Origin of the sequence: Sulfitobacter sp. (genome assembly GCF_041552635.1) — a bacterium.
Classification (GTDB): Bacteria; Pseudomonadota; Alphaproteobacteria; order Rhodobacterales; family Rhodobacteraceae; genus Sulfitobacter.
Map to the genome: position 1 here is coordinate 1 of NZ_JBFEKM010000160.1, position 9,163 is coordinate 9,163.

Annotated in this window: 9 protein-coding genes; 6 read left to right on the plus strand and 3 right to left on the minus strand. The window is 57.2% G+C overall.

Annotation, left to right across the window (positions count from 1 at the left end; genetic code table 11):
* Window positions 1-245 (plus strand): hypothetical protein (locus ABYT07_RS16405; RefSeq protein WP_372993111.1); only part of this gene is annotated, 245 nt, incomplete at its 5' end.
* Window positions 246-409: 164 nt separating this feature from the next.
* Here ABYT07_RS16405 and ABYT07_RS16410 read toward each other — a convergent pair.
* Genes ABYT07_RS16410 through ABYT07_RS16420 form a run of 3 tightly spaced genes read right to left on the minus strand, consistent with a single transcriptional unit; the run spans window position 410 to window position 2,771 of the window.
* The gene (locus tag ABYT07_RS16410; protein WP_372993112.1) at window positions 410-1,489 is read right to left on the minus strand and encodes a dihydropteroate synthase; all 1,080 of its coding nucleotides are present in this window, start codon (window positions 1,487-1,489) and stop codon (window positions 410-412) included.
* Between the two features lie 25 nt (window positions 1,490-1,514).
* Entirely contained in the window at window positions 1,515-2,444 is a 930-nt protein-coding gene (locus tag ABYT07_RS16415; protein ID WP_372993113.1) for a methylenetetrahydrofolate reductase, read from the minus strand.
* Window positions 2,445-2,474: 30 nt separating this feature from the next.
* A complete protein-coding gene (locus tag ABYT07_RS16420) occupies window positions 2,475-2,771 on the minus strand; it encodes a virulence factor (RefSeq protein ID WP_372993114.1) in 297 nt (98 codons plus the stop codon).
* Window positions 2,772-3,035: 264 nt separating this feature from the next.
* On the opposite strand from ABYT07_RS16420, the gene ABYT07_RS16425 reads away from it, so the two are divergent.
* The 5 genes from ABYT07_RS16425 to ABYT07_RS16445 all read left to right on the plus strand — a co-directional run.
* Entirely contained in the window at window positions 3,036-4,151 is a 1,116-nt protein-coding gene (locus ABYT07_RS16425) for a Ppx/GppA phosphatase family protein (protein WP_372993115.1), read from the plus strand.
* Window positions 4,151-4,945: an RlmE family RNA methyltransferase gene (locus tag ABYT07_RS16430; RefSeq protein WP_372993116.1), complete on the plus strand. Its 795-nt coding sequence runs from the start codon at window positions 4,151-4,153 to the stop codon at window positions 4,943-4,945. The genes ABYT07_RS16425 and ABYT07_RS16430 overlap by 1 nt, the downstream gene beginning before the upstream one ends.
* A 244-nt stretch (window positions 4,946-5,189) precedes the next feature.
* The gene (locus ABYT07_RS16435) at window positions 5,190-8,087 is read left to right on the plus strand and encodes a monovalent cation/H+ antiporter subunit A (protein WP_372993117.1); all 2,898 of its coding nucleotides are present in this window, start codon (window positions 5,190-5,192) and stop codon (window positions 8,085-8,087) included.
* A gap of 1 nt (window position 8,088) precedes the next feature.
* Window positions 8,089-8,466, plus strand: coding sequence for a Na+/H+ antiporter subunit C (locus ABYT07_RS16440; protein ID WP_372993118.1), 378 nt, complete (start codon window positions 8,089-8,091; stop codon window positions 8,464-8,466).
* Window positions 8,463-9,163: proton-conducting transporter membrane subunit (locus tag ABYT07_RS16445; protein ID WP_372993119.1), on the plus strand; the 701-nt coding region annotated here is incomplete at its 3' end. The genes ABYT07_RS16440 and ABYT07_RS16445, both read left to right, overlap by 4 nt.

Sequence of the window (9,163 nt, forward strand, 5' to 3'; positions counted from 1 at the left end):
CTGCGGTATCGGTCGCGAGCGGCGAATACGAGCTTGCGATTGCCCCTCTCACAACAGTGATTGCCACGCCAGGAGTCGTTCCCGTAGCGGTGTTCCCCGAGAATCTTGGCACACATATCGACATGTCGGTATTTCGGAACGGCGCATCACCAAATACAGCAGCAAAAGTGATCGACATCCTAACTGATCACGATCTCGACGATGAACTCGCCGCGGCGAGAATTGCGCGTTTTGAACTGATCTAATCCCGTTTCGGACTTCCGGCAAAATCGCGCACTGATAAGAGTGGCCTCTAATTCCGGTCTATCCGCACAGCGGACCGACACAATATGCGGGCACCCCCTAACAGAAAACCCCTGAAAGACCATCGTCCATCAGGGGTTTCTTTTTTCAAATCGCGATAAAAACCTTACCCGCGACGGCGTCCGCCTACACGACCAGCGCGACCACGGCCTTCTTGGCCTGCTTTGGGGGCGACTTTGTTGAACTTGATCCAGTCGGTCCCGTTCGGGTCGCGGTCATACAGGAAGTTGGCGGCGCGGATGGCTTCCATTTCCTTGCCGGGGGTCGCTTTGGTCGATCCCAGACCAAAGAGCGTCACGAAAGTTTCGTCGTCGATGTCTTCGGGCAGGATAATGCCAGCGGCCATGATCAACGCCTTGTGTTCCGCGATTTTGGCCTGATTTACCGGCAGGGCAATCGGGTTCATGATCGCGGACGTCATACCGGCACCCATTGCCATCGGCAGGAACGCGTTGTTGATGCCGTGACGGTTGGGCAGACCAAAGCTGATGTTGGATGCACCGCAGGTGGTGTTCACGCCCAATTCCTCGCGCAGGCGGCGCACAAGGGTAAAGACCTGATGACCGGCAGTTGCCATGGCACCGATTGGCATGACCAGCGGGTCAACCACGATGTCATAGGCGGGGATGCCGAAATCGGCGGCGCGTTCCACGATCTTTTTGGCGACGTTGAACCGCACATCGGGGTCTTCGGAAATGCCGGTGTCATCGTTTGAGATCGCCACGACCGGTACGTTGTATTTCTTGACCAGTGGCAGAACCAGCTCAAGGCGTTCTTCCTCGCCGGTGACCGAATTCAACAGCGGGCGACCTTCGGCAGCGGCAAGGCCGTTTTCCAGCGCGCCCGGAACCGAGCTGTCGATGCAAAGGGGGATGTCTACGACGCGCTGCACGACTTCGACCAGCTGACGCATCAGCGTTGGTTCAACAAAGTTGTTATCCGCATAGCGGGGGTCTTCGGCCATCTTGTTCGAGAAAACGGCACCCGAGTTCACGTCGAGGATATTTGCGCCCGCCGCAGCCTGCGCGATTGCATCTGCCTCGACACGGCTGAAATCATCGCGCTCAAGTTCTTCGGCAAGGATTTTGCGGCCCGTCGGGTTAATGCGTTCTCCGATAACGCAGAACGGCTCGTCAAAGCCGATGATCGCTGATTTGGTTTTGGATTCGACGACTGTTCTGGTCATTTTGTTTCTTTCTTTTAGACGGGGATTAAACGGCGTCGGCAGGTCGGGCAGAGGCCCCGCCGTTTTCGATGGCCCAATTGGCATTCGTTTTGATCCCGCCCAACGGGAAAAAATGCACATGGGTAATGTTAAAGTCGGGGTTGGCGGCTTTGTGGGCGGCCAGTTCGGAGATCACGTCTGTCGGTTCGTAGGGCAACAGCAGCTTGGTCACGTCCATGGCGCGCTTTTGCAGCACCTTGAGCGATGGCCCGACACCGCAAGCGATGGCGAATTTGATCAGGGTTTGCAGCTTGGCCGGGCCCGCGATGCCGATGTGGATCGGCAGGTCGATGCCAGCGTGTTTCAGGCTGTTGGCCCATTCGATGATCGGCTGCGCCTCAAATGCGAATTGCGTGGCGATGGCCATTTTAGCATCGGTGCGTTCGGAAAACCCTTGCTTCCAGCGCAGCGCATCGTCGACGCGCAGGCGGGTGCCGTCGGTGTCGATGTCGCGGTTGCCTTCGGGGTGACCTGCGATGTGCAGCCGTTCAAACCCGTGTTTGTCGAAAAGGCCGGTGTCCATCAACTGCATTGAATCCGAGAAATCACCGTGGGGCGTGGTCACGCCACCGGCCAGCAGCAACGCCTGCTTTACGTCAGCTTCGCCTTGATACATGGCGATCCAGTTTTCCAGCGTCGCCTTGTCCTTGATGATGCGCGCGGGCATGTGCGGCATCACTTTGAACCCGTCTGCATTCAGACGCGCGGCAGTTGCGACCATATCCTCGATGGGCGTGCCTTCGATATGGGCGATATAGACGCGGGTGCCCGCAGGCAGCAGTTCGCGAAAATTCTCGACCTTCTCGGCAGTGCGCGGCATCACTTCGATGGAATAATCCTGCAAGAATGCTTCGACTGCCGGATTTGGCATGTCGGGGGCAGGGGCTTGCTTGCGTCGGAAATTGAGAAGGGACATAATTTTCTCTTTCATGGAAGGGATCAACCTTTACGCCCAGCCGTCATTGGCAATCAGCGTTTTGATGCGGTCGCGGTCGTATTCGGCATCAATCCGTGCAGCTTCGGCATCGGCCACTGCATCGGGTTCACCTTCGACCACATAGGCGTCGGCTTTGCGCCATTCGGCCAGATAGGCATCGCTGTCACCGGCACCGATTTTCATCGCGGCACGGTCGATGGCTTGTTCAAACCGTTCGGGCAGTTGGCGCTTTGATCCACGACGGCCTTTGCCGACGATGACCTGTGCGGGAATGTCGCGCCAATAAACGATTGTGACTTCTGGCATGGCTGATTCCTTTGACTGCGCTAAAGTTTTTCTAGCGGCTGTTGATCTATCCCCGTCGCCGTTTTTCGACACTCAAAACGGCGTCTGCGACGTCGCCTTGGTACACGCACACCGGCCGCAGGGCGAGGGCACGCAGCCGTCATAATTCTCAAGATGGTTGTGAGGGGGACCGTATGCTTGTGGTGTGGGTTCCGGCGTTTCCCGCTTGCGACTAGGCCTAATAAACACTACCTTAAACGCAACTCGTAATGAAAGGCGCAAACCATGGCGCCACAGCGTCCCAAAGGTGCGGGCGCGCTCGATACACCGCCGGCTCTGAGCCCCGCGCCAGTTCCGCCCAGATCGACCGAACTCTATGCGGCCCTTGATCTGGGCACAAATAGTTGTCGCATGCTAATCGCTCAACCAAGGGGGAGCGGTTTTCATGTCGTCGACAGTTTCTCGAAGTCCGTCCAGCTTGGGGCAGGGCTTGAGAAGACCGGGCGATTGTCGCGCGGATCCATGACTCGTACCATTCAGGCACTGCGGATATGTCAGCAAAAGCTGCGCCGCAACAAGGTGCGCCGGATGCGTCTGGTCGCGACCGAAGCCTGTCGTCGTGCCAGCAATGGCGCGGAATTCATGGCGCGGATCCAGCGTGAAACTGGCCTGAAGCTAGACATCATCAAACCCGAGGAAGAAGCGCAGCTTGCGGTGATTTCCTGCGCACCCTTGGTGAATCGCAAAACCCATAACCTGCTGGTGGTTGATATCGGCGGCGGATCGACAGAACTTGTCTGGATCGATATTTCCAAAGTGCCCAAGGCAGACCGTGCGCGGTCGATCATGCGGCTGCATGGCGGTTTTAATCAGGCGAAAACCGATATCCCCGAGGCGCGCGTCGTTGATTGGATCAGCGTGCCGCTTGGCGTTGCCACCTTGCGTGACCAATTTTCCGATGTCGAAGACGACGCGGCGCGGTTCGCCTTGATGAGCTGGTTCTTTGAAGAAAACCTGCAAACCTTTACACCCTATCAATCCACCCAGTCGCAGGATCATTTTCAGATCGTCGGCACGTCGGGCACGGTTACCACTGTCGCTGCAAGCCATTTGGGCCTAAAGCGCTATGACCGGACCAAGGTCGACGGGCTGCGGATGAGCAGTGCGCAGATCGACAAGGTGATCCATTCCTACTTGGCGATGGGGCCGGGGGGGCGGCGCGCCGATCCACGCATTGGTCAGGACCGTCAGGCGTTGATCATGTCGGGGGCTGCAATTTTGCAGGCGCTGATGCGGTGTTGGCCAACAGATAGATTAAGTGTCGCGGACAGGGGTCTGCGCGAGGGGCTGTTATATGCCCAGATGAGCGCGGATGGCGTTCTGGAAGAAGGAATAGGCTGATGGCTAAAACACCAACAGGCAAGACGCCGACAGGCAACACATCGGGTGGCAAGACGCCCACCGGCAAGAACACATCGGGGCGCGGTCAGCGTGACCTTAAGGTCAAGGTAAAGTCGGCGCGCGGTCGCAAGTTAAGCTCGACCCGCTGGTTGCAGCGGCAGTTGAACGACCCGTATGTCAAACGCGCCAATGCCGAAGGGTATCGCGGGCGCGCGGCCTATAAGATCATGGAACTGGATGATAAGTACCGGTTCCTGGTGCCCGGTGCGCGGATTGTCGACCTAGGTGCCGCGCCCGGTGGCTGGTGTCAGGTTGCGGTCAAGCGCTGCAATGTGTTGGGCGAAAAGCAAGGCAAGAATGTCGGCACGATCCTTGGCATTGATTTACAAGAGATGGAGCCGATTGCAGGCTGCGAATTGCATCAGCTTGATTTCATGGAAGACGACGCCGATGAAATAGTCAAGGGCTGGCTGGGCGGCAAGGCCGATGTGGTGATGTCAGATATGGCAGCAAGCAGTTCGGGCCACAAGCAGACCGACCACAACCGGATCATTGCCCTGTGCGAGGCGGCCGCGTATTTTGCATTCGACGTATTGGAAGACGGGGGCACCTTTGTGGCCAAGGTTTTGGCGGGTGGTGCCGAGGGCGATCTGCAACAATTGCTTAAACGGCGTTTCGCCAAAGTGGCCAATATCAAGCCGCCGGCAAGCCGCCAGGACAGTTCCGAGAAATTCGTCGTCGCGACCGGTTTCAAAGGCGCTGTCGATGATACCGAGGAGGCCGAAGACGCGTGAATCACCCAAGGCCAACGGGGTACGCATGCGATGTTCACTGTGCCTTGCTTGCGATGAAAAAGATATTTTGACGCAATTTCAAGGTTTCTGACTTCATTATTGGCAAGATCGCCCTATGTTGGGTCCTCGGCGTTGAACAACGCCCTGTTTGCGCATGAAAAACCTTTCGAAAACCGCCTGATCGCGATGGAATTCGTCAGATAAGGGCTGGCTGTTTCGACCTCCCTCGTCAATAAATGAAGCCATGTCATTATTTTTGATCATTGCCCTCCCGTTTCTTGGCGCTTTGCTGCCCGGCCTTATGATTCACGCCGGACGTCAAACGTGCTTTATCATCACCTTCCTTGTGACGGCCTGTGCCGCCATCGGCCTTGCGACCCACGCCCCTGCGGTGTTGGCAGGCGAGGTGGTGACCGCGCAGTTGAACTGGTTGCCCGCTTTGGGATTGAACGTAAACCTGTTCCTTGACCCATTGGGCCTGATGTTTGCGGGGCTGATCCTTGGCATAGGCCTGCTGATCATCACCTATGCGCGGTTCTATCTGTCGCGTACTGATAATATGGGTGAATTCTACAGCTACTTGCTGCTGTTCCAAGGCGCGATGGTCGGCATTGTTTTGTCCGACAACATATTGATGCTGCTGATATTCTGGGAATTGACTTCGCTTTCATCGTTCCTGCTGATCGGGTTTTGGAAGCATCTGCCCGAGGGCCGCCAAGGCGCGCGGATGGCGCTGACCGTGACCGGGATGGGCGGGCTTGCCTTGATCGGGGGGATGTTGCTGCTGGGGCAAATCGTAGGCAGCTATGATCTGACGGTGATCTTGGAAAATCGAGACCTTATTCAGGCCTCGCCGTTGTATGTACCCGCGTTGATCCTGATCCTGTTGGGGTGTTTTACGAAATCCGCGCAATTCCCGTTCCATTTCTGGTTGCCCCACGCGATGGCGGCCCCGACGCCGGTGTCGGCCTATTTGCATTCTGCCACGATGGTGAAAGCCGGGCTTTTCTTGCTGGCGCGGCTTTGGCCGGTGCTATCTGGCACGGACATCTGGGTTATTCTGGTCTGTTCCGCAGGTCTGATCACCATGGTTTTGGGCGCGCTGATTGCGATTTTCAAGGATGACCTCAAGGCGCTCTTGGCATTCTCGACGGTGTCGCATCTGGGTTTGATCACCTTCCTTTTGGGGACGGGTACGGCGTTTGGCGCGATGGCGGCAGTGTTTCATATCCTGAACCATGCCAGCTTTAAGGCAGCGCTGTTCATGTCGGCGGGCATTGTCGATCACGCATTGCACACCCGCGACATGAAGCGCCTTGGTGGGCTGCGTCGTTTGATGCCGATCACTTTTATGATTGCCACGATCGCGGCGCTGTCGATGGCGGGCATCCCGCTTCTCAATGGATTCCTTTCAAAAGAAATGATGCTCGAAGAAGCGTTTCATACGACATTGTTCAACTCACCTTATCTGGTGGCAGCAGTGGCGACGCTGGGCGCGCTGTTTTCAGCCGCCTACAGTTTCCGCTTTATCAGCCATACGTTTTTCGGGCCGGTCCGTACGGATTATCCCGAAAAGCCACATGACCCTGAATTTGGCCTTTGGTTGCCGCCGTTTTTGTTGATTATCCCGGTGGTGGTGATCGGTGTTGCGCCATTTCTGGCGGAACCTTTCGTTAAGATTGTTACCCAAGCCGTCATCGGCAATGCCGCCGAAGTACCTACCGAGCATTTCAAGCTTTGGCATGGCCCGGTTCCGGCGCTGTGGATGTCGGTGATTGCTGTTGTCGGCGGCCTGCTGTTGCTTGCGGCCTTCGCCCCCTTGGCCAAGGGTTGGGCCGCGGCACCACGTCCCGAAGCGAAAGAAATATTTGACCGGATCATCGCGGCTGCCGTCAATTTTGCCGATATTTTCGCAGATCGTCTGCACAATAGTTCGTTTACCCGCTATGCGGCGATCTTTGTCGCGGCTGTCGTCGCGGTCGGCACTCATGCGTGGTTTACGGGTGCAAATGCTGCGCCAACCCGCGAGATGCTGCCCATTACGCCGGTTGCCTTTGCCGGTTGGCTGATGCTGATGCTGGCAACGGGATTCTTGGTCACGGTGCACCGCAACCGTCTGGCGGTGCTGATCTTGATGGGGATCATCGGTCTGATGGTCTCGGTCGGCTTTAACTATTTCTCGGCCCCCGATCTGGCGCTCACGCAAATCTCGGTCGAGGTGGTGACGATTGTGCTGCTGTTGCTGGCACTGAACTTTATGCCCAACGTCACGCCGCGCGAAACCACCAATCTGGCCCGTACCCGTGACATCATTCTGTCGCTGGCCGGCGGCATCGCGGCAACGGGTCTGATCTATTCGATGCTGCGGTCGAATTTTCCGGAACCGTCGATTTCGGAATACCACCTTGCCAATTCTTATAAGGGCGGCGGCGGTGATAACGTCGTGAACGTGATCCTGGTGGATTTCCGTGGGTTCGACACCTTTGGCGAAATCATCGTTCTGGGGATTGCCGCACTCGTGATATATGCCCTGACCGAAGCCCTGCTGTCTGGCCCCGTGCGGGCGCGTCTGTTGAACAGAGGCTATGAGGAAGCCCGTGCCGGGGATGCGCATCCGTTGATGATGGTGGTGTTGACCCGCGTATTGATGCCCATCGTGCTGATGGTCGGCGTCTATATCTTCTTGCGAGGGCACAATTCACCGGGGGGCGGGTTCATCGCCGGTCTTGTGGTGGCGATTGCTGTGCTGATGCAATACATGGCCAGCGGATTTACCTGGGCCGACCGGCGCCAGCGCTATCCGTATCACGGGATCATCGGGGCAGGGGTGCTATGTGCTGGATTGACCGGCATCGGTGCGTGGTTCGCGAACGAGCCGTTTTTGACCTCGGCCTTTGGCTATTTCCGCATCCCCCCGATGGAGAAATTCGAACTGGCCACCGCCATGGGCTTTGATCTGGGGGTTTTCCTTGCGGTTGTGGGGGCGGTGATGCTTTCTCTCGAAAGCTTCTCGCGTCTGGGGCGCCGTGCCGGGATCGAAACCAGTGACTTCGCGATGGATATTGATCCGTCCCGTCCAGAACTGGCTGACGATCAGGGGACATCTTCTGTAACAGAACCAGCAACAGGAAAGGAGAGCTGATATGGAACTGCTTGTCGCAACTGCCATCGGCGCTTTGACCGCTGCGGGCATCTATATGATCCTGCGTCTGCGTACTTTTCCTGTGATCATCGGCATGTCTTTGGTCAGCTATGCCGTGAATGTGTTTCTATTTGCGTCGGGGCGTCTGGCGGTGAATGCGCCGCCGGTGCTGACCGACGGGGTCGAGGTCTATATCGACCCGCTGCCACAGGCGCTGGCGTTGACAGCGATCGTGATTTCCTTTGGCATGACGGCGGTGGCTGTGATGCTGGCGGTCGGGTCCTATCTGAGCGCGGATGACGATTTGGTCAACGACCCTGATGTGACCGACGGATCTCCCGATGGCGACCTTTCGCGTAACGGCGGAGGTGCATCATGACCCACTGGCTTGTTCTTCCTATCGTTTTACCGGCGATGCTGGCTGCCATGCTTGTTCTTGCCGCGCGGTATCATCTCGTCATCCAGCGGGTTGTGTCGGTTGCGGGTACGGTGGCGTTGCTGGGGTTGGCTGTTGGTCTGTTCTGGCAGGCGTCGGATGGCACGATCAGCCTGTACCAGCTTGGCAATTGGCCTGCGCCTTTCGGCATTGTGTTGGTGGCCGACCGGTTGTCGACGCTGATGGTTTTGATTACTTGCGTGCTGGCCCCGCTGGTGCTGCTTTATGCAATCGGGTCCGGCTGGGACAGTCGGGGTCGGCATTTCCATCCGCTGTTCCAGTTCCAGTTGATGGGGATTCTCGGGGCCTTTCTGACCGGTGACGCCTTTAACCTATTTGTTTTCTTCGAGGTTTTGCTGATCGCCTCATACGGTCTGATGATCCATTCGGGCGGGCAAAAGCGTCTGCGGGCGGGGACGCAATATGTGCTGTATAACCTGTTGGGATCGACCTTGTTCCTGTTCGCGCTTGGCACGCTTTATGCGGAAACCGGCACGTTGAATATGGCTGATCTGGCGGTCCGTATTTCAAATCTGGACGCTGGGAACAGTGCAGGCATTCGCGTGGCCGCCGTGCTTTTGCTGATGGTCTTTGCGGTAAAGGCTGCGATCTTGCCGTTGCATTTTTGGCTGCCTGCCAG